This is a genomic window from Saccharopolyspora sp. NPDC050642 (assembly GCF_040654735.1).
Classification (GTDB): domain Bacteria; phylum Actinomycetota; class Actinomycetes; order Mycobacteriales; family Pseudonocardiaceae; genus Saccharopolyspora; species Saccharopolyspora elongata.
Genome location: NZ_JBFAIN010000044.1, coordinates 43,911 through 64,761 on the forward strand (window position 1 = coordinate 43,911; position 20,851 = coordinate 64,761).

16 protein-coding genes and 2 pseudogenes are annotated in these 20,851 nt (G+C 68.2%); 9 read left to right on the forward strand and 9 right to left on the reverse strand.

Features of this window, described 5'->3' with window-relative positions; genetic code table 11:
- Positions 1 to 271: 271 nt before the first annotated feature.
- Both AB0H93_RS38210 and AB0H93_RS38215 read right to left on the reverse strand, forming a co-directional pair.
- The gene (locus AB0H93_RS38210; RefSeq protein WP_358580336.1) at positions 272 to 1,624 is read right to left on the reverse strand and encodes an MFS transporter; all 1,353 of its coding nucleotides are present in this window, start codon (positions 1,622 to 1,624) and stop codon (positions 272 to 274) included.
- A gap of 158 nt (positions 1,625 to 1,782) precedes the next feature.
- Positions 1,783 to 2,400, reverse strand: coding sequence for a TetR/AcrR family transcriptional regulator (locus AB0H93_RS38215; protein WP_358580338.1), 618 nt, complete (start codon positions 2,398 to 2,400; stop codon positions 1,783 to 1,785).
- Positions 2,401 to 2,552: 152 nt separating this feature from the next.
- On the opposite strand from AB0H93_RS38215, the gene AB0H93_RS38220 reads away from it, so the two are divergent.
- The 8 genes from AB0H93_RS38220 to AB0H93_RS38255 all read left to right on the forward strand — a co-directional run bounded on the left by AB0H93_RS38220 (position 2,553) and on the right by AB0H93_RS38255 (position 10,636).
- Positions 2,553 to 3,464 (forward strand): hypothetical protein, encoded by a 912-nt coding sequence (locus AB0H93_RS38220; protein WP_358580340.1) that lies wholly within the window; start codon positions 2,553 to 2,555, stop codon positions 3,462 to 3,464.
- Positions 3,461 to 4,282, forward strand: coding sequence for an alpha/beta hydrolase (locus AB0H93_RS38225; RefSeq protein ID WP_358580342.1), 822 nt, complete (start codon positions 3,461 to 3,463; stop codon positions 4,280 to 4,282). Before AB0H93_RS38220 ends, AB0H93_RS38225 begins: the two co-directional genes overlap by 4 nt.
- On the forward strand, positions 4,279 to 5,928 hold the full coding sequence (locus AB0H93_RS38230) for an AMP-binding protein (RefSeq protein ID WP_358580345.1): 1,650 nt from the start codon (positions 4,279 to 4,281) through the stop codon (positions 5,926 to 5,928). The genes AB0H93_RS38225 and AB0H93_RS38230 overlap by 4 nt, the downstream gene beginning before the upstream one ends.
- Positions 5,929 to 5,933: 5 nt before the next feature.
- Positions 5,934 to 7,151, forward strand: coding sequence for an acetyl-CoA C-acetyltransferase (locus AB0H93_RS38235; RefSeq protein ID WP_358580375.1), 1,218 nt, complete (start codon positions 5,934 to 5,936; stop codon positions 7,149 to 7,151).
- Positions 7,148 to 7,921 (forward strand): NAD(P)H-dependent oxidoreductase, encoded by a 774-nt coding sequence (locus AB0H93_RS38240; protein ID WP_358580347.1) that lies wholly within the window; start codon positions 7,148 to 7,150, stop codon positions 7,919 to 7,921. Before AB0H93_RS38235 ends, AB0H93_RS38240 begins: the two co-directional genes overlap by 4 nt.
- Before the next feature lie 72 nt (positions 7,922 to 7,993).
- Positions 7,994 to 9,178 (forward strand): acyl-CoA dehydrogenase family protein, encoded by a 1,185-nt coding sequence (locus AB0H93_RS38245; RefSeq protein WP_358580349.1) that lies wholly within the window; start codon positions 7,994 to 7,996, stop codon positions 9,176 to 9,178.
- Positions 9,171 to 10,136: a CoA ester lyase gene (locus AB0H93_RS38250; protein ID WP_358580351.1), complete on the forward strand. Its 966-nt coding sequence runs from the start codon at positions 9,171 to 9,173 to the stop codon at positions 10,134 to 10,136. Before AB0H93_RS38245 ends, AB0H93_RS38250 begins: the two co-directional genes overlap by 8 nt.
- A complete protein-coding gene (locus tag AB0H93_RS38255; protein WP_358580354.1) occupies positions 10,136 to 10,636 on the forward strand; it encodes a MaoC family dehydratase in 501 nt (166 codons plus the stop codon). The genes AB0H93_RS38250 and AB0H93_RS38255 overlap by 1 nt, the downstream gene beginning before the upstream one ends.
- Before the next feature lie 89 nt (positions 10,637 to 10,725).
- On the opposite strand, the pseudogene AB0H93_RS38260 reads toward AB0H93_RS38255, so the two are convergent.
- The 6 genes and pseudogenes from AB0H93_RS38260 to AB0H93_RS38285 all read right to left on the reverse strand — a co-directional run.
- A pseudogene (locus AB0H93_RS38260) lies at positions 10,726 to 11,619 on the reverse strand (FCD domain-containing protein); the annotation flags it as partial.
- Positions 11,616 to 12,239, reverse strand: a complete 624-nt coding sequence (locus AB0H93_RS38265; RefSeq protein ID WP_358580356.1) for a hypothetical protein — start codon at positions 12,237 to 12,239, stop codon at positions 11,616 to 11,618. The pseudogene AB0H93_RS38260 and the gene AB0H93_RS38265, both read right to left, overlap by 4 nt.
- On the reverse strand, positions 12,188 to 12,745 hold the full coding sequence (locus tag AB0H93_RS38270) for a reverse transcriptase/maturase family protein (RefSeq protein WP_358580358.1): 558 nt from the start codon (positions 12,743 to 12,745) through the stop codon (positions 12,188 to 12,190). Before AB0H93_RS38270 ends, AB0H93_RS38265 begins: the two co-directional genes overlap by 52 nt.
- Before the next feature lie 625 nt (positions 12,746 to 13,370).
- A complete protein-coding gene (locus AB0H93_RS38275; protein WP_358580360.1) occupies positions 13,371 to 14,390 on the reverse strand; it encodes a M15 family metallopeptidase in 1,020 nt (339 codons plus the stop codon).
- A 63-nt stretch (positions 14,391 to 14,453) separates the two neighbouring features.
- Entirely contained in the window at positions 14,454 to 14,612 is a 159-nt protein-coding gene (locus tag AB0H93_RS38280) for a hypothetical protein (protein ID WP_358580362.1), read from the reverse strand.
- 129 nt (positions 14,613 to 14,741) lie between these two features.
- The gene (locus AB0H93_RS38285) at positions 14,742 to 17,825 is read right to left on the reverse strand and encodes a discoidin domain-containing protein (protein WP_358580365.1); all 3,084 of its coding nucleotides are present in this window, start codon (positions 17,823 to 17,825) and stop codon (positions 14,742 to 14,744) included.
- An 853-nt stretch (positions 17,826 to 18,678) separates the two neighbouring features.
- Between AB0H93_RS38285 and AB0H93_RS38290 the strand changes: the two are divergent.
- A pseudogene (locus AB0H93_RS38290) lies at positions 18,679 to 19,930 on the forward strand (ISL3 family transposase).
- A gap of 156 nt (positions 19,931 to 20,086) precedes the next feature.
- Here the strand turns inward: AB0H93_RS38290 and AB0H93_RS38295 are convergent.
- Complete coding sequence (locus AB0H93_RS38295; protein WP_358580368.1) at positions 20,087 to 20,338, reverse strand: hypothetical protein; 252 nt, start codon at positions 20,336 to 20,338, stop codon at positions 20,087 to 20,089.
- Between the last annotated feature and the right edge of the window lie 513 nt (positions 20,339 to 20,851).

Below are 20,851 nucleotides of genomic sequence, written 5' to 3' on the forward strand. Positions count from 1 at the left end.
CCCGGGAGTTCTTCACCGAGCCCCGGGCAGTGACCATGCGGTTGCGTGGCTGACGGACTGCTCCCACAGTGCGTTCGGCAGCACGACAAAGGCGGACTACGTCCGTGACGTGATCCGCGCCTTCAACGAGCGTAGCCGTCCTTCGTGATCTGCAGCCCCAGTCACGCAGTTTCGACAGTGGCCACGTCTAAACGGCCGGCGCAGGATACGGGGGAACACGGCGGCTGCGGGTTCGCGCGAGACCCGCAGCCGCTCGGACTCGTCGTGCGACTCAGTCGGTGATCGCTACCGAGCGGGCGCTCTCCGCCCCGGAGGTCTGGTAGAGATCGCGGCGGAAGCGCTCCTTGATCGTCACGACTGCCACGAACGTCACGATCGCGGTTCCGACGATGTACAGGGCAACCGACCAGGAGCTTCCGGAGGCTGCGAGCAGCGCGGTCATCATGAACGGAGCGAGACCGCCTGCGAAGACGGAGGCGAACTGGTAGCCGAGCGAGGCGCCCGAGTAGCGCACATCGGCGGGGAACATCTCGGCGTAGAGCGTGGCCTGGGGGCCGTACATCGTGGCGTGGATAGTGAACCCGATGAGCAGAGCGAGGAACACCAGTGGAACGGAGCCGGTGTCGACGAGCCAGAACATCGGGAAGGCGAACACCGCCATTAGTACGGTGCCGGTTAGGTAGAGCTTCTTCCGGCTCCCCATCCGGTCGGTGAGCGCGCCGAAAAAGGGCATGCTGACGACCTGAGTGAGACCGGCGACCATAACGCACCAGAGGATCGCGGTGCGGGACATGCCGACCTCGGTGGTGGCGTAGCTGAGCATGCCGCTGATCAGGATGTAGAAGGTGGCGTTGACGACGAAGAACGCGCCTGCCGCCTGCAGGATCTCCCGCCAGTAGTGGCGGATGGCCTCGATCAAAGGCGCCTTGCGCAGACCGGCCTCGCGCTTGGACTGTGCGGACTGCTGCTGCAGCTCGCGGAACACGGGGGTGTCCTCGATCTTGAGTTGCACGTAGCTGCCGATCAGAACCAGGATAAGCCCGGACAGGAACGGGATCCGCCAGCCCCAGCTGGTGAACTGCTCCGCGCTCAGGGCAGTGGTCAACAGGACGAAGAACAGGTTGCCCGCGACCGCCCCGAAGATTGCGCCGGTCTGGACGAGGCTGCCGTAGAAGCCACGCCGGTCGACGGGTGCGTGCTCGGTCAGCAGGAGCGCTGCTCCACCCCACTGAGCGCCGACCCCGAGGCCCTGCACCAGGCGGGCGACCACGAGGAGGATCGGTGCCCAGATACCGATCGTGTTGTAGCCGGGCAGAACACCGATGGCGAAGGTCGCGAGCCCCATGAGTAGCATCGCCGCGACCAGCGGAGGCTTGCGCCCGAGGCGGTCGCCGACGTGGCCGGCGATGATGCCGCCGAGGGGGCGGGCGACGAAGCCGACCGCGAAGGTCGCGAACGAGGCCAGCGTGCCCGCCACCGGGCTCACCGACGGGAAGAACTGGTGGCCGAAGACCAATGCGGCGGCCGTGGCGTAGATGAGGAAGTCGAACCACTCGAGCGCGGTTGCGAAGACCGCTGCGGAAGCGAGCCTGCCCATCTTCTTGCGGGGATCGTGCTGGTCCATCCGAGTCCACCTCCAGGCCGCTTCGATGCGGCCATGCGGTGCCGGCAGCGCTGCCGTCGCCAGGCACAGGTACGAACGATCGTTCGTAAAAGCTAGCGACTTCGCTCCTGCAGGACAAGGGCCGAGTTTCAGAGGACTCCTCCGCGGCGCCCGGCGGCTCAGTGGGCGAGCGGGGCTTCGAGGAGGGCCAGGGCGTAGCGCGCGTACTGCTCGGCCAGCTGTCCTCGGCTAAGAGGCCCGTCCGTTCGGTACCACGAGGCGATCGCGGCCACGGTACTGAGGATGGCGCGGGCGGCGTCGTTCGCGTACGGCGTGCGGAAGGAGCCCTCCGCGGCACCTTGGGCGACGATGCGTTCGAACGCCGCCTGCGTCGCATCGCGGTCGGTCACCAGCGCGGCTCGGTCCTCCGGGGCGAGGTAGCGGACCTCGTTGGTCGCCACCAGGGTCGCCACCTGGTGATCCACGACGAATCCCACGTGGGCGCGCACTGCTTCGCGCAGTCGCGAGGGTGCGTCGTCGCCGGCGAGGTCGATCGCGTCGAGGACGCGGTTCTGCAGTTCGAGGTTGGCGTGACGCAGGGCTGCGGCCAGCAGTTTCGACTTCGACGGGAAGTAGTTGTACAGGTTCGACAGGCTGGTGTCGGCGCCTTTGGCGACGTCGCGCATCGAGGCGCCGTTGAAGCCCTTCGTGCCGAAGGCCTGGATCGCGGCGTTCAGGATCGCGGCCTCATTCCGACGGCCGGTGTCGGCTACGAGAGCCGTGGAACGAGTGTTCATGTCGTACACCGTAACGCACGGCGAGATGGACCTGATGGCCTTGACAGCCGCGAGGCCAGGTGATTCCGTGAAGTATGTAAGAACGTTCGTTCTTGTGTCTGGGCCACTGGGGATCTCGCCTGTCGTGGCTGGTTCGTCAGAGAGGACGGTCAATGAGCAGCAGCATCGCCGAGAGCCCGGCGGAGGCGGCGGTCTCGCGTGCTCCGCGAGAGGCGGCGACGTCCCCCTTCTTCGAGGACTTCGAGGTGGGGCAGGTCTTCACCGGCCCGGCGCGGACGTTCTCGGCCGAGGTGGTCGCCGCCTTCGCCGAGGTCAGCGGGGACCGGGCCGCTCTGCACACCGAGCACGGCCACTCGGCCAACGGGCGTCCGCTGGTGCACGGTCCGCTCGGCCTCGCGGGATTCTTCGGGTGGCACCACGAGCGGGGGCTCTCGGATCACGTGGAGGCGGCATTCGACACGCAGTGGGACTTCGTGTCGCCGATCTATGTGGGAGACGCGGTCACCTACGAGATGACGGTGACCCGCACTCGCCGGACGTCGGCGCTGTGCAACGGGATCGTCGGGCGGCACGTCGTGGTTCGCAACCAGGACGGTGAGGTTGTGCAGGTGGGGCGGACGGCCGCTCTGGTCGCCGCCCGGCAGGTCGTAGATGACCGTGAGGCACGGCTCGGCCGGGCCTTCCCGTCTGTGGCCTGGGCACGTGCGCTCGCGACCAGGCTCGGTGACTCGTCCGCCTTCACCCGGGCCACCGGTACCTGGGACGGGACGATCGGCCTGCGCTTCGGTGCGGATCTGCTGTTGTTCCGCGTCTACCGCGGACGGGTGCTCGAGGCCGGGACCAGGACGCCGGACGGGCCGACGTTCGTCGTGTCCGCCCCGGACGTCGTGTGGGCTCACCTGCTGACCGGGCCGGTCAACGACTTCACCAAGCGGACCATGCGCGACGAGTTCGGCGTGGAGGGCAGCGCCTATGAGTACCTGCGGCTGACTGCCGCGATCGTCGCGGTGGTCGACGAGGCACGGACGTTCGCCGGTGCCGAGGGGACGGAGGACAACCGATGAGGGCCGACTACATCGAGGTGGGCGGGACGCGCTCGTTCGCCATCGAGGAGGGCAGCGGGCAGCCGGTGTTGTGCCTGCACACCGCAGGCCAGAGCGGCGTCCAGTGGCGATACGTCCAGCCGCGACTGGCCGCGCTCGGGTACCGGGTCGTGGTCCCGGACCTGCCCGGACACGGCCGCTCCGAGCCTGCCGTCGGCGGGCCGGTGCGAGACCTCGGCGTGTACGCGCAGTGGTGCGAGGAACTGATGGACCAGCTGGAGATGGAGCGTCCCTTCGTGGTCGGCTGCTCGATCGGAGGAGCGATCACGCTGCAACTCGCGGTGCGCCGCGGCGAGCGGCTGGCCGGCGCCGTCGCGATGGCGGCCCACGGCGGGACCGACTCCACCACGCTCACCGTGCGCGGCCTCGAACGGGAACTGGTCGACTCGGCGGCACCGAGCCGGTCGGACCGGACGTACTTCGGCACCTTGGCCGTCGTCGGCAGACGAGTGCCCGCGGAGCGGGCGGAGCTCATCGCCCGCATGCACCGCCGCGAGGACCCCGAGATCTCCAACAGCGACCTCATCGGGTGGGTGACCCACGACGTGCTCGCCAAGCTCGACGGCGTGGCCTGTCCCACTCACCTCGTCGTGGGCGACGACGACCTGTGGCTCGACCCGCGGGACGTCCAGCGAGCGGCCGACCTGATTCCCGATGCCCGCTACACCCTGCTCGAAGGCATCGGGCACTACCCGATGGAGGAGATCGAAGGCTTCGCCGACACCCTGCATGGCTGGCTATCCGACCTTGACGGCAGCCTGGGCAGGAGCGCGGCATGAGCACCGGACCGACACTCGCCGAGCTGCTGGCGGACACCGTCACCACCGACCCGTCGAGCGTGGCCGTGATCGACGGCGGTTCCGACCCCATCCGTGTCACAAGGGCCGAGCTGAGCTCGCGCGTCCTCGCCATGCGCGACGATCTACGGAGCCACGGCGTGGGGGAGGGCAGCTGCGTAGGGGTGTGGCTTCCGAACTGGTCTGAGGCGCTCGTCCTTCAGTTCGCCGCAGCCGCGCTCGGCGCCCACGTCATCGGGATCAACACTCGATACGGCGTCGCCGACGTCGCGCACGTGCTCGACCGTGCCCGCCCGAAGGTCGTGGCGATCGCCCACGAGTTCCTCGGTCTGGACCTACGTTCGCGGCTGCACGCCGCCGTCGCCGAGGTGGACGCCCCGGTGCCGGAACTCGCGGTGGTGACCGGTCCCGGGCGCGCGCCCGCCGCCCCGGACGTCGCGGCGACCTACGACGTCGGTGCCGGAGCCTGGGTGCCCTCGCGCCCGGCGAGCATCGCCGCCGACATTGAGGTGCTGTACGGCGGATCGGACGCTCTCGCGGTCGCGTTCACTACCTCCGGGTCCACGGGGAGGCCCAAGCTCGCGGCGCACCTGGGGAGCGCTGTCGCGAGGCATGCCCGCAACGTCGCCGTCGCAGGCGGCTGGGACGCCTCCTCGGTGAGCCTGGTCGTGCTCCCGCTCTCCGGAGTGTTCGGGTTCGTCCCGGCCATCACGGCGATCGCCGCAGGCGGGGCGGCGCTGCTGGAACCGGCCTTCGACGACGACCTGGTCGTGCGACACATGGCCGAGTTCGGGGTGACCCACCTGGCCAGCGCCGACGACGTCGCCGGTCGCCTGATGGACAGCGTGCGCGCCCGCGGCGGCAACCTCGCGAGCTGGCGGCGGATGCTCATCGGCGACTTCTACGGCAAGTCCATCCAGGTGGCGGAATGGGCCGAGGAGGAGACCGACACCCCTACCCTGGGGATTTATGGCTCCAGTGAGCTTTTCGCGCTGACCGCCTTCTGGCGGGAGCACGATGCAGCCCCCGCGCGGTGGCGGGGCGGCGGCCACCCGGTGTCGGAGGACATCGAGGTGCGGGTCGTCGACCCGGTTACCGGCGGGCCACCCCCGGACGGCGAGCCGGGTGAGCTGCAGTTCCGCGGCTACAACGTCGTCGACGCCTACCTCGGCGACGACGACGGCGCCATCCGGGCCCGCTCGTTCACCGAGGACGGCTGGTTCCGGTCTGGTGACCTCGGCACAGTGCGCCCGGACGGTGGCTTCGACTACGCGGGCCGGATGGGTGACTCGATCCGCCTCCGCGGCTTCCTCGTCGAACCCGCCGAGATCGAGATCCGGCTCGCCGAGCACCCGACCGTGGCCCGGACGAAGGTCGTCGGCGTGACCGTGGACGGTGACACCCGCGCGATCGCTTTCGTCGAGCCCATCGCGGGGGCCACTCCCGATCCCGACGAGCTGCGGGCCTGGTGTGCCGCCGCCTTGGCCAAGTTCAAGGTCCCCGACACCGTCCACGTCATCGAGCAGATGCCGACCACCGTCGGCACAAACGGTTCCAAGATCAAGGCCGCGGCGCTGCGCGAGCTCGCGCAGCAGCTGCTGGCCGGTCCTCAGGAGGTCACCCGGTGAGACAGTTGTCCGATGTCGTCATCTGCGATCCGGTGCGCACCCCCGTCGGTGTGGACGGCGGGGTCTTCTCCGGACTCACCGCCGCCGACCTCGCCACCCAGGCGCTGAACGGACTGATCACGCGCGCCGGCCTGGGGGAGGGCGACGTCGACGACGTCGTGCTCGGCTACTGCTACCCCACCAGCGAGGCACCGGCAATCGGCCGCGTCGCCGCGCTCAACGCCGGCCTCGGCGTCGGAGTCGGCGGCATGCAGCTCGACCGCCGCTGCGGCTCCGGACTCCAGGCGGTCCTGCAGGCCGCGCTGACCGTTGGCCAGGGCTGGGCGGATCTGATCGTGGCCGGTGGTGTCGAGGCGATGAGCCAGGCCGAGTACTACGCGCTCGGACTGAAGAAGGGGATCCGCGGCGACGAGCTCACCCTCGTCAACCGGATCGGCCGCGGCCGCACCACCGCGGGTGGGGAGAACTACCCGGTGCCCGGCGGGATGCTCGAGACCGCCGAGAACCTCCGTGCCGAGTACGGCATCGGCCGGACCGAGCAGGACGAATTCGCGCTGGTGTCCCAGGAGAAGGCCGTCGCCGCGACCAAAGCGGGACGGTTCACCGACGAGATCGTGCCGGTCACAGTGCCCGCGACCCGGCAGTCCCCCGGGACGGTGGTGACCCTCGACGAGCACCCCCGCCCCGGCCTCACCATGGCCGACCTGGCCCGGCTCCGTCCGGTCCGGCTGTCACAGGATCCGGACGCGACCGTGACCGCGGGCAACGCGTGCGGGCAGAGCGACGGCGCCTCGGTCTGCGTGGTCACCACCGCCGACCGCGCCGCTGAGCTCGGACTCACGCCGTACCTGCGCATCGTCACCTCCGCATTGGCGGGTGTGCCACCGCGCACGATGGGCATCGGGCCCGTACCGGCGGTGGCCAAGGCCCTCGATCGGGCCGGGCTGACGCTGGCGGACATCGACCTGATCGAGATCAACGAGGCGTTCGCCGCTCAGGTCATCGCCTGCCTACGGGAGTGGGACTTCACCGAGGCCGACTACGAACGGCTCAACGTCAATGGCTCCGGGATCTCCCTGGGGCACCCGGCGGGTGCCACCGGCTGCCGCATCCTCACCACGCTGGCGCACGAGATGCGCCGCCGCGGGAGCCGCTACGGCCTGGAGACGATGTGCATGGGCGGTGGCCAGGGACTTGCGGCGATCTTCGAGCGTGTCGCATGAAGGTCCTCTGGCTCTTCGCGCACCCCGAACCCCGATCCCTCAACGGCGCTCTCCGGGACGGCGCGGTAACCGCACTGGAAGAGGCCGGGCACGAGGTCGTCATGTCCGACCTGCACGCGATGGGGTGGAATCCGGTCGTCACGGCCGCGGACTACGGCCATGACCCGGCCGAGAGATTCCGGGTCGGGCCGGTGTCGGCCACCGCCCTCACCGCGGGCACGCTGAGTGCGGACGTGCTCGCCGAGCAGGCCAAGGTCGAGGCGGCCGACGCACTCGTCGTCCAGTTCCCGCTCTGGTGGTACGGCATGCCCGCGATTCTCAAGGGCTGGTTCGACCGCGTGTTCCTGAAGGGCTTCGCCTACGGCATCGAGGACCCCCGACACCCGGGCCGGACGCTGCGCTACGGCGACGGGAACCTCGCGGGCAAGCGCGCCCTGGTCGTGACCACCGCGGGCGGGCGGGGTCCGGCCCTCGGGCCGCGCGGGGTGAACGGCGAGATCGGCGAGCTGCTCTTCCCGCTCCAGCACGGCACGCTCTGGTACGTGGGTTACGACGTCCTGCCACCGGTCGTCGTCCCCGGCGCCAACCGCCTGTCCACAGAGGAGTTCGAGACCGCTGCCAAGGAACTCCGTGCGCGAGTCCTGGCGATCCCGACCACGGCGCCGATCCCGTTCCGCACTCAGAACGGCGGGGAGTACGACGACGACCTCGTCCTGCACGACCACCTCGCTCCCGGCCGCACCGGGCTCGGGGTGCACCTGCCGGACTGAACCTGCCTGAAAGACACCGCCTCACCGCACAGCGACACCTCATGCCGTTCGACGGCGCAGATTGGAGTGGTCATGACAGCACCGGAGCAGGCCGATGGCCGCCCGGCTCCCTTCCTCACCGAGGATCGACTCGCGATCCAAGCGATGGCCCGCGACTTCGCGATGACGGAGGTGCTGCCCGTCGCGAACGAGCTCGACCCGGTCCACGGCGAGATCCCGATGGAGCTGCGGGCGAAGATGGCCGAGCTCGGCTTCTTCGGGATTCTCATCCAGGAAGAGTACGGCGGGCTCGGCCTCGGGCTGAGCGAGTACGCGATCATCGTCGAGGAGCTGGCGCGCGCCTGGATGAGCGTGGCCAGCCTGATCGCCCGAGGCCAACAGTTCACCGCCGGCTTCGACGCCGAGCAGCGGAAGCGCTACCTGCCGGCCATGGCGCGTGGGGAGTTCCTCAGCGCGTTCGCGCTCTCCGAGGCCGAAGCGGGATCCGATGTCGCCAATCTGAGCTGCCGGGCGACACCGGATGGCGACGGCTGGCGCATCAACGGCCAGAAGATGTGGTGCACCTTCGCCGACGGCTCGGATTACCTGCAGGTCTTCGCCCGCACCCAGCCCGTCGACCCCGCCCACCGTTCCCACGGCGTGACCTGCTTCCTCATGCCCAAGGAGCGGGGCACTCTCCCCGAGGGCGTCACGGGAACACCGGTCCGCAAGATCGGCTACCACGGCTGGAAGACCTGGGAGCTCGCCTTCGACGACGCCTACGCAAGCGAGATCGTCGGTGAGCAGGACAAGGGCTTCCGGATCGCCATGGGGGACCTCGACACCGCCCGCATCCACACGGCCGCCCGTGCAATCGGCCTTGCCCGAGGCGCTTTGGAAGACTCCATCAGCTACGTCGACGAGCGGGTCCAGTTCGGCCGCCCCATCGGCGTCAACCAGGGCCTGCGGTTCAAGATCGCGGACATGGCGGCTCAGGTCGAGGCCGCCCGAGCGTTGATGTACCAAGTCTGCACCGAGGTCGACGCCGGGCGCCCCAGCGCCGTGCAGGCCTCGATGGTCAAGCTCGTGGCCTCCGAGATGGCCGAGCGGGTCACCAGCGAGGGCCTGCAGATCCACGGCGGCGCTGGCTACACCACCGACTTCCCCGCTGAGCGCTACTGGCGCGACGCCCGACTGACCAAGATCTTCGAAGGTACCTCCGAGATCCAGATGAGGATCATCTCCGACGCACTGCTGGGGAGGGCCGACCGTGCCTGAGACCTACCGTCCCCGCCGATCCTGCCTCGCCGTCCCGGGTTCCAGCCCGAAGATGATCGACAAGGCTCGGGGGTTGGCCGTCGATCAGGTGTTCCTCGACCTGGAGGACGCCTGCGCCCCGCTGGAGAAGCCGGGAGCCCGCAAGAACATCATCGCCGCGTTCACCGAGGGCGGCTGGGAGGGTAAGACCCGTGTCGTGCGGGTCAACGACCTGTCCACCCAGTGGGCGTACCGCGACGTCATCGAGGTCGTCGAAGGGGCTGGCGCCGACCTGGACTGCATCATGCTGCCCAAGGTTCAGACCGCCGCCCACGTCGTCTGGCTCGACGTGCTGATCACACAGATCGAGGCCGCAATGGGGCTTGAGTCCGGCCGGATCGGGATCGAAGCCCAGATCGAGGACGCGCGCGGCCTGCAGAACGTCGACGCGATCGCCGAGGCCTCGCCCCGGCTGGAGACCATCATCTTCGGACCCGCGGACTTCATGGCCAGCACGAACATGCGCGGGTTCGTCGTCGGTGACCAACCGCTGGGCTATGACGTCGGCGACGCCTTCCACTACCCCCTCGCGCGCATCCTGATGGCCGCACGGGCGAACGGGCTGCAGGCCATCGACGGCCCCTACGTCCAGATCCGCGACGAAGCAGGTTTCCGCAAGGTCGCAGGCCGCTCCGCCGCCCTCGGATACGACGGCAAATGGGTGCTGCACCCTGGCCAGGTGGACGCGGCGAACGCGGTCTTCAGCCCCCGCCAGGAGGACTACGACCACGCCGAGAACATTCTCGACGCCTATGCCTGGTCCACCTCCGAGGCGGGCGGCGCCCGGGGTGCGGTCATGCTCGGAGACGAGATGATCGACGAGGCATCCCGGAAGATGGCTCTGGTGATCGCCGGTCAAGGACGCGCGGCAGGGATGAAACGCCAGGACGTGTGGCAGCGACCCGAGGCGGGTGCCTAATGCAGTTCGGACGCTGCCTGGAGGAGTTCGAGATCGGGGCGGTCTACAAGCACTGGCCCGGTAAGACGGTCACCGAGTACGACGACCACCTCTTCTGCCTCCTCACGATGAACCACCATCCCGCCCACCTCGACACGCACTACGCCGAGAACACCACGCAGTTCAAGCAGAACATCGTCGTGGGCAACTATGTCTACTCGCTGCTGCTCGGAATGTCGGTCGCCGACGTGTCCGGCAAGGCCATCGCGAACCTCGAAGTGGAATCACTCCGGCACATCGCCCCGACCTTCCACGGCGACACCCTCTACGGTGAGACAGAGGTGCTGGCGGTGACCCCGTCCCGCTCCAAGGACGACCGCGGGGTGGTCCACGTCGAAACTCGCGGGTACAAGCAGGACGGCACCGTCGTCTGCGTGTTTCGGCGCAAAGTGCTTGTGCCGACTCGGGCCGCCCATACTGAGCATGGCGAGCAACCTGGCCGTCCGGCACCGCGGCCGTGACATCGGGCGGTGCCGGGTGACCGGCACCGTCGGATGCCGCGGACGGCGATTCGGCTCGCTGTCGCGCTAGTCGGGTCCTCGCCGCGTCTGACGTCGCGCCAGTACAGCCAGACCTCGGGAAGCAGGATCTTGTCGATCAGCCGTTGCATCGTCGGCTGGAACAGATCCGGTGCCGCCGGAAGCCGATGGCGGTGCGTCAGCCAGTGCATAGGCCATGTAGGCGAGCTGGATCGATAGCCGACGATCCTCTCGTTTGCGGATATCCACATCGGACTGTACCTCCCCCCGGGGGCGGACGCCGGTGACGAACAGGTCGCTCGTGTCAGCTCCGGAAAGCTTGCAGGGTCGGGATCCGGCCCCGTTCGATATGCGCGTAGGCGACGGCTTCGGCCACCCGCTCGTTGCCGGAGCAGATGGCGTTGAACAGCTCGTGGTGCTCCTGGCATGCGGCGTCCTGGTCGCGAGGTCAGGTAGAACAGCCACACCATCCGTGGCGTCACCGTGCTGCCGAGCGAGGCAAGCAGCTCGTTTCCGGTCGTGCGCATGACGGCCTGATGGAACACCGCGCTCGCTTCGGCGACGCCCAGCGGTGACTGTACGTCGAGTGATTTGTGCTGGCGTGTCAGGGCTTCCTCCATCGCGGTCACGTCCGCACCGGCGCCGACCCGGCGGGCGGCCAGTGCCGCCGCCGACACCTCGAGGCTGAGCCGGACGTCGAATAGGTTGTGGATGGCCTGCGTCGTCCAGGTCCACACGATCGCGCCGCGGCGCGGCAGGCTCTGCGCTAGGCCGTCGACCTCGAGCTGCTGGATCGTCTCGCGCAGCGGGATGCGCGACACCGACAGGTCGACGGCGAGCTTCTGCCCCGGCAGCCTTGAGCCTTGCGGGTAGGTGCCGACGATGATGCGTTCGCGCAACGTCGTGTACACCTGCGCGGACAGCGACTCAGCTGCGGTGTCCATTTCGGACTCATTCGACCTCATGACGCCGCCAGCTGTGCGATCAGCCGGTTGTCCAGGATCGTGCGTAGCTCACGGCGCGCGGTCTCCCGTTCCGTGGCGGGTGCGGCGGCCAGGCGTGTGTGCAGCCGGGTGAGCACATCCTCGGCGCCGAGGCTCGCGGTGGACAGTACGAACCGGATATGGTGCCCGCCTCGCTGGTGGTGTTGCTGGAGCAGGCGGAAGAGCTGGCGCGCGACGATCCTCTTCAGGCAGCGTTTGATGTCTCGGAGTGTTTTGCCTTCGGCCAGTCGGCGGTTGATGTATGCGCGGGTCGCGGGATCGGTGCGGCTGCGGGTGAGCACGATGGTGTGGAGCGCGCGGTTGAGCTGGCGGTCCCCACCGCGATACCGAACCGCCCCGTACTCCGGGTTGCGCCGTCGATAGCTGCCAGAGTTGTACTCAGGCAGGAGAACCTGTTCGATGAACTGGTCCAACCGATCAAGGTAGACGTTGGACAGCAGCGGGGAGACCACGCCACCCTGCGGCGCACCACTGAGTGTTGCGTTCCACCGCCAGTCCTCCAAATATCCGGCCTTGAGCATCTGGCTGATCAGCCGCAGGAACCGTCCATCATGGATCTTCTCGCCCAGGATCGACAGCATGACTCGTGGTCAAGACTGCCGAAACAGTCAGAGATATCTCCCTCGATGAACCAACGTGTTCCCTTCCAGGTCCGCGACACCTCGGTTAACGCGGTGTGGCAGCCCCGGCCTGGGCGGAAGCCGTGGGAGCGGCCTGAAAACTGGACGTCGTAGTACGCCTCCAACAACAGGCGGACCACTTCAGCGACCAGCTTGTCCGACCACGTTGGCAGCCCCAGCGGACGCGTTTTCCCGTTCTTCTTCGGGATATGCACCCGCTTGGCAGGAGACCACCGATAGCGCTCCTCGCGGAGCGCGTCGATGATCCCTCGGATCTTCTCCAAGGACATGCCGTCCACGGTCTCCCCGGTGACACCGTGCGTCATCGAGCCCTTGTTGGCGTAGATGCGTCCGTACGCCACGAGATACAGCTCAGTGTTGAACAGCTGTCGGTACAGCCTCTCGATCGGCAGTCCTCTCTCACCGCGTTTACGGATGACATCCAGCACCGTTTCAGCGTCCTGCATTACGCATGCTTCCCATCGCTGGACGTCCTGATCACCTGTGCCCCTTCGCCCTGTGGCCCGGTTTTCCCGGCCTCCGTGGCGGGTCGTTACTCCCGCGACTACTACGGGCACTCCGTCGCCATAGGGCTCGCGCCCTGTAGGCGATCCCGTGGTACGTCTCCGCTGTACGTATCGAGCGCGACGTAGGCCGCCCACTCATCTCCTTGACCACCCACGCTGGGTGGTGTCCCGCACCATGGAGGTTGCCCCGGCCCATGATCCAAACCAGGACATGGCACGGGCGCCGGTTCCAGGCGTCATTCCGGCGAGCGCGCACATTCGCTACAGGAGATTGGGCTTCAAGCAATCCAGCCTTGACCATATCGCGCGGGTCTCGCAGCACCTCGCCCTGAACGCCTCCAGACGACCACCGCTTCCCTGACATGCTCTCGTCCCCTCCCGCTTTCGCGTTCAGGTAAGTCAGGCGACCCAAGAACCTTCCTCCAAGTTCCTCCCAGCTGAGCTGGGGATACAGCGAAGCGCCTCACGGCGCACATCATGCGAGCAACTGGGGGACAAAGTCATGCCGGACCTGACGACCAGGGCTCCAAGATCAGAGCCACGAAAACGGTAACGGGGGGGCTGATCACGGCAGCTTGAAGTGCTGGTAATCGCTGGGGTCCGCCCAGTGGCCGCCCCAGGTCCAGCCGCGGTCGGTGAAGACGCGCACCGCAGGGTCGCCGTCGTGCAGCAGACCGACGTCCTTGCGTGTGCGATCCAGATATCGTGCTGCCGTTGTCGGTTCGAAGGCGCCGGTCTTGTACACCGAGGGGTTGAGCAGTGGGTTGATGTCGATGGCCCTGCCCAAGGCGTGCTGGGACCACTCGCTGCTTCCGGGAATGCCCCGGCAGTTGAACGCGGAGGTGTTGTTGTCCTCCATCGACAACTCGTCTTCGGCTCCGGGGTAGTGGTCCGGGGTCTGGATGCGCTGGATCGGGAAGCGCAGGCGGAAGAGCTCATCGAAGACAGTGATCGTCTGCTCGACCCGGTCTTGGTTGACGATCAGCTGCCCGGTGTGCGGCCTTCCGTCCATGTCCAGATACGGCACGTCGACCAGGCGGAGGTCCTCCGGCGGCACTGGGCAGCCGGGATGCCAGCTCGCCCCCAGATCGCCGGCGGTGACCAGGTGAACAGCGGTTTCGGCGGGAGGAGGCTGGGCGGTTGCCGGCGGCGGGGCCGGCGGCGTGGCGACCGGCGGTGCTGGGCGCGGCGCATTGGCCGGCGGCGGTCCGCCGCAGGCGAGCACGAATCCGGTGGCCTGCCGGCTGACGACCACCCCGTCGCGCGCCAACAAGCTGACCTCACCGGCATACGACGGGTGTGGATGCCCCGGCGACGTCTGGGTCCCCGCAGCGAGTTGTCCTTGTGCCGCCGCGATCGGCGCGGGGTTCAGACCCACCTCGCCGGGCTGGCCGTCGCGCAACGCACGGGCCGACTCGGGTCCCGGCGCGGGGATCGGGGGCGGGGCGGCCAGCTGTGGCGGCGAGGGTTGCTCACCGCGAAGCAGCAGGATCGAGGCGGTGGCCGCCCCGGCGATCACGAGCAGGATGGCCACGACGGCGATTCCCCGCAGCGGAACGTTGCCGTGCCGCAATTTCCCACGCATCCGCGCCCCGCGCCGGTCGAAGGATCAGGACTCAGAAGCATTATCCCCCTTATGACCCGCAGGTCAGCGCTGTTCGTCGCCGAGGAACTCGCCGGGGCGGTAGTGCACGAGGTTGCTGTCGCCGAGGTGGCTGGCGTCGGCGGCGTTGAGCGCTTTCGGTGTCGTCAGTCCCGCCCAGTGCGAGGTTTCCGCACGGGTGGTGATGGCCGCCACTGCACTCACGGCTTCTGCCGGGGTGAAGGCGCAGTGGCCAGGCCGGGCGACGAAAGCCGATCGCTGCAGGAGTGTGCTTATCGCGATGTCGCGAATTGTCCAGGAGCTCGACTATCCCCGACGAGGCCGACCACCCGATCAACCGAACCCTGCTGGCCGCACCCTCATTCTGGTGAGTTCAGCGCCCCCGGCATGACCGCCGTGTACCCGGATCGCCACGTAGCGCGCGGCACCGGCCAAGCGCACTGTCGTGCTCCTGCGGGAGGTCGGTGGGGGCGCTGGCGTGTACGTACGCCCGTCGGTGCTCGTTTCGACGGTGACGGCGGGCGGCAGCCCGTCGGTCCACGTCAGTTCGACCTCACCGAGCTGCCAGACCGCGCCGAGGTCGACGACCATCCGGCCGTCGGGGCCCGGGTGCCAGGAGGTCCGCTCGTCGCCGTCGACCGCTGCGCTCGGTGCGGACATCCCCGGGGGCAGCGGTTCGGTCGGGAACGTTGTGGCCCCCAGGGCGAGATCGTCCAGTGGGTAAGGTCGGGTGTTGCGGGCCTTGATCGTCACCGTGCGGCGTCCCGGCACCGCCACGTGGCGCGGTGGCTCCCCGGCGGGCTGCACCTGGAGGCGCAGTGGCGGTCCGGCGGGTGCCGTGAGCCGGAGTGTCGCGCCGTCGGCGACGGTCGCCTGTAGGCCGGCGGGCAGATGCGGCCCTGCGGCGGCGCGCACGGTAAACCAAGCCGGTTCGACCCGTCCTTCCGCTTCGGCCAACGACATCGCGAGTTCACTGCCGGCCTTCGTGATCACCTGAACGCCACGGTAGAGCGAGACGGCGCCCCCGGCCTCGGGCAGTGCGACGGTTCCGCGCGCCGCCGAGCCGGACAGATTGAGCATGACGAGGTATCCGTCGACCACGGAAGTGCGCACCGTGGCGGCACTGGACGTCGGACGCGGTGCCGTCGCCGCGGTGGCCAGGGTGCGCGGATCCGGGTGGCATTGGACTTGCAGAGGTGCCGCGCTGCCGTCGGAGAGCAGGATCTGGTCACCGGTGACGGTGATCGGGTTCGAAGAACCGGTCACGACGAACCCGGCACGCCCATCGACGTTGAGCCAGTCTCCGTTGGTGCTGACCGCCGGTCGCGGGTAGGTTGCCGCGGCGGTCCAGGTATCCCCGTCCTGCGAGGTCTCGATGCGGTAGCGCCGTCCGGCCGCAGCCTCCCACACGATTTTGACGCGGTCGAACCGCTGTGCCGAGCCAAGATCGACGGCGAGCCAGCTGTCGGCCCGCGGGCGATCGACCGTGGCGACCGCCCAGCGCGTGGTCGCATCGCCGTCGGTCGCGTACTTCGCTTCCTTGCCTGGCGACGCTGACGAGGCGAACGCGGTACCCGCGCGGGCGAGGTCGGTCCCGTCGGTGCCATCGCGCACTTCGAAGGACAACACCGAATAGCCGTACGTCGGATCCGGTAGCACGCCGAGCATCCGGACGTAGCGTGCCGTGACCGCGGGGAAAGCGACCTCGTCGGTCCGGCCGCCGCCGGGCGGGGGAGCGGCCGGGACGGTCACGGTCCCCTCCGCGGTGTGGTAAGTGCGTTCACCGTTCAGTCCCGGAATGCCAGGCATGTCGAGGTTGTAGACCGACACGACGCCCTCTCCGGAGGCCAAGCCGGTCGTCGCGTATACGGCGGCACCCGAGGGCAGCGTGGCGAAACCGGCGTAGCCGTTGTCGAACTTCAGCACCGCTGCGGTCGCGTCGAAACCGTCCCGCACCTTCGTCCAGGTCGCGGCGTTCCGCTTCAGCGTCTTGAGCGCCGTCGACGGCAAGAGCATCGGCGTCGCACCGCTTACGACGAACAGCCAGTCGTCGTGGTGGGGCTGCCAGGCGAACTTGACGAAGCCCGGCTTGCTCACCGCCGCCGTCCACGCGGAAGACGTTCGGTGCGCCATCAATCCAGGCTTCTCACCGAAATCGCTCACGCCTATCGCGTACGCGTCGAACTCGGCCTGGCTCACCGCCTGCACCGGGCCACTGTGACTCGCGCGCCACTCGTGCAGCAGGTAGCTGATCGCGATTTCCGCGCGGGCCTCTGGCTCGTACTTCGGCTCACCGGAGAACTTCGTGATGCGATCGGCCGGCGGGTACGCCTGGTAGGGCTCGAGCCGCTCGGCAAGCTGCACCTCGGCGCGTGCGGCGTAACGGTCGCCGAGGACTTGGGCGCGGAAGGCGAGCGGGAGGACGTCGCGGCCGTAAAGATGTTCGCGGTCCGCCACCATCGGCATCAACGGTTCGCCCGCGTCGCTGGCCATCAGCAGCATGGTGTGCCACAGCCGCTCGCCGTTCGGCTGTGCGGTGAGCACCTCCGGCAGCGGCTGCCCCGCGAGCAGGAAATGCATCGCGTTGCGCCCGGAGGTGCGCCACAGCTCCTCCTGATAGTGCGGGCCGAACGAACCGTGGTTCTCGACCAGGAACGTGTCGTACAGGTTCTCGGCGGTGTTGGCTGAGATCGGCACGCCGTCCACCACACGCGGGTTGGCAAGGTCTGCGACGGGCAGGCTCGTCTCGTTGCGGCTCCACCTACCAAACCACTCGCGCCACGCCACGGCTTGCGGGTCATCCGGTGCCCAAGCGATTCCCGGGGTCAGTGCCTGGGCGTAGACGCCCATCTCCTCTAACTTGGTGTCCCCGACGTGCCCACCGGACAATCCCAGTGGCGTCCAGCCGCCCGACAGCGGGTCGTCACCTGAGCCCAGCCCCGCCGTGTAGACCGCTTGGCCGATCGCGATCTGGTCTAGGTTCGACCGTGTGGCATCGTCCAGATTGCTCCACAGTAGACGACCGGCGAGCTGGAAATAAGACTGGAACGTCGTGTCGAAGTACAGCCGGCGCCCCCACTCGGTGCCGCCGGTGATCACGTTCGATGCGGCGAAGTGGCGGATCGTGTCGACGGTGTGCCGGTGCAGCACCTCCCGCTCGACCCCAGCGACCGTCGCGTCGTAGCCCTCCCTGGTCAGCAGGACGGCGTTACCGAGAATCACGGCGAACGTGAAGTCCTTGGCAGGGTAGATTCCCGCGGCCCGGTCGAACTGTCGCTCGGCCCAGCGCGTGTGCCGCAGCAACACCCTCAGGTAAGTTGCCGCCACGTCGTCCGAGGCGCCCTGGCGCTGCGAAACGGTCGGCTGCGCGGCCACCGCCCGTGCCCAGGCCATCGGCGTCACCAATCCGGCGGCCACGAGCGCGAGTCCACCTGCGCCGGACGCCTGGAGAATCCGTCGGCGAGAGTGCTCAATACTCAATGTTCTCCACCCCGTTGACAACGCTGTCAGCGACGATCACTCGATTCTGGTTCGATCCGGCGCGGAGAGGCAATGTCGCCGGGCAAACCTGTCCGTTTTCGGACAACCCCACCACCCGGGACGATCCGCGCGACCCGACGCGCTGTTGGCCTGTCGGTCAACACAACGAAGGTCCCGTCGATCGCGCTGGCCGGTGTTCTAGTCGCCACTCATTGGCATCCAGGGCGGTTTGCTCGGAGCCGGCAAGTGCGTAACGTTCGACAGTGGTCAGCGTTCCCATCGGCACCGCCACCGGGCGAGAGGTGTCGTTGCGGTAGTGCGGCACCAGCATGTGGTTACCGGGAGGGCTCACCAGGCCGTGGTGTGCCGGGGGATGGGAAGGTGCGCTGGGGTTCATCGATGCCGTATGCCTTCTCCCTTGACCCACCGCCGCGTAAGGAGGTCATGAACGGCCGTAGGGCGAGACCGGTTTTCCGACGGCAGGTTTGGGTCCGGGGCAGATGCGCTGGGTCATGACGGTGCTGCGGCACGTCCCGTGCGCCATCTTCCGCAAGCTCCCGTTCTGACGACGGTTTTCCCAGTGGGGCCGTCGAGGTCCGTTCCCGGCCGTTTTCGTCTGCGGCGTTCACGCCGCGGAAAGCCCTGGCCACCAGAAGGTTTCGTGTGATCGTTCGCGTTCTGCGGGTGGCCTGACCGCGGGTTGTGCGAAAAATAGGGCTCTTGTGATGTTTCCGTGGGTGGTGTGATCTGCTGTTTTGGCCCCGGAGACAGGCGCACGGTGATTGAGGATGTGGAGTTCGACGAGGCTGGGCAGCGGCTGGTGGTGCGTGTGCGCGCCCGCAAGCGCGGGCGGCCTCGTTGCGGGCGGTGCGGGCGGCTGTCCGGGCGGTATGACCGGGGTGAGGGCCGCCGCCGGTGGCGGGCTCTGGATGTGGGCACCGTGAAGGTGTTCCTGGAGGCCGAGGCATCCCGTGTGCGCTGCCATGAGCACGGCCCCACCGTGATAGCGCTGCCGTGGGCGCGTCACGGCGCGGGACACACCTACGCCTTTGATGCCACGGTGGCGTGGCTGGCGGTGCGATGCTCGAAGTCGGCGGTGTGCGAGCTGATGCGGATCGCCTGGCGCACTGTCGGCGGGATCGTGGCCAGGGTCTGGGCCGACACTAAGATCCAGGTCGACCGGTTCGCCGGTTTGCGGCGGATCGGGGGCCGATGAGATCTCCTACAAGCGTCACCACCGCTACCTCACCGTGGTGGTCGATCACGACACCGGCCGCCTGGTCTGGGCCGCCCCAGGGCACGACAGCGCGACACTGAACCGGTTTTCCGATGCCCTCGGCGACCAACGCGCCGCTGAGATCACGCACGTCACCGCTGACGCCGCACAGTGGATCGCCGACACCGTCACCCGCCGCGCTCCGAACGCGATCCGCTGCGCCGACCCATTCCACATCGTGGCGTGGGCTACCGAGGCGTTGGATGCCGAGCGGCGGCGGGCCTGGAACGACGCCCGGGCCCTGGCCCGCGCCGAGGGCGTCCGTGGCCGGGGACGCCCCCGCGCCGATTCCCCGGCCCGCCCCGCACACGAGAAGGCCAAGCGGCTGAAAAACGCCCGCTACGCGCTATGGAAAAACCCGGAAGACCTCACCGAAAACCAGGCCGCCAAGCTGGCTTGGATCGCCACTACCGACCCCCGGCTACATCGGGCCTACCTGCTCAAAGAAGGACTCCGCCACGTCTTCAAGGTCAAGGGAGACGCCGGGAAACAGGCCCTGGAAAAATGGGTCGACTGGGCCCGCCGCTGCCGGATCCCCGTCTTCGTCGAGTTGCAGAAACGCATCGTCAAACACCGCGCCGCGATCAACGCCGCGCTGGAACACGGCCTGTCCCAAGGACTGATCGAGTCCACCAACACCAAAATCCGCCTACTGACCCGCATCGCCTTCGGATTCCGCAGCCCCGAAGCATTCATCGCCCTGGCCATGCTCGCCCTCCGCGGCCACCCTCCCTCCCTCCCTCCCTCCCTCCCCGGACGAACATGACACCCACGGATCAGTCACAAGAGCCATTTTCGGGAGGATTTTGGGAGGATCGGTTTCGGTCGCCCGACTAGTGGAGGATGCCGCCGAGGCGATCGCGTCGGCGTATGTTCAGTCGAGCGATCTTGTCGGGATCTGCGATAGGCGTGGGTAAGGGGTTCAGCGGGCCGGACGCACCAGCAACCGCAACCTGTGCAGTAGATTCCGTGGCAGCCGGTGCAATGACGCCGCGATAAACGCCCGATCGGCCGTGCCGAACCGCGCCCTGTTCTTACCGAGTTGCCGTTCCAGCACCATGATCTGATGGTGCAAGGCGAGGATCTCGTCGTCCTTGTCCCGGTCACTCATCGGCAGCAAGCGCAGCATCGCGAACGCATTCGTCACACCCAGATAGGCCAGTCGTAGCAGCACAGTCGATCATCATGCCGTGGCGTTCGACAAGCCGAGAGCGTTCACTTGACCGACTGCGTTCGATCCACCCCTGCGCCATGCCCCGCCCCGTCTCACCTGCGCGGACGAGGTTATCGGCAAGGGCAACGTCCACTTCCTGGTCACCAGGCGACGATGCCAGCGCAGGACTGTGCCTGGGGTGATCAATCGGTGCGTGCGCAGCGCTTTCGGCAGCAACCGGATCAGTGACGTAGTGACATGGCCCGAGATCATGCCTTGTCCGCCGAGCGCACCGTCACCGCAGTTCGGAGGACACGGACCAACTTGTTGAACCCCACGGGGTGCCAGGCCACATTTGGCGGCGACACCCCATTGCCGAGCCAGGGGGACGACCGTCGCCGCGTGAACCTCTGATGCAACCGGCGGGGCGCCCGCTCGTGGGAGCCCCGCCGGTTGCGGAGCGGTCTACTGCGGCGGCGCGAGTTCGATCGTGTGGAGGACGATCCCGTCGATGTCGCGGAGCCGGACCGTCAT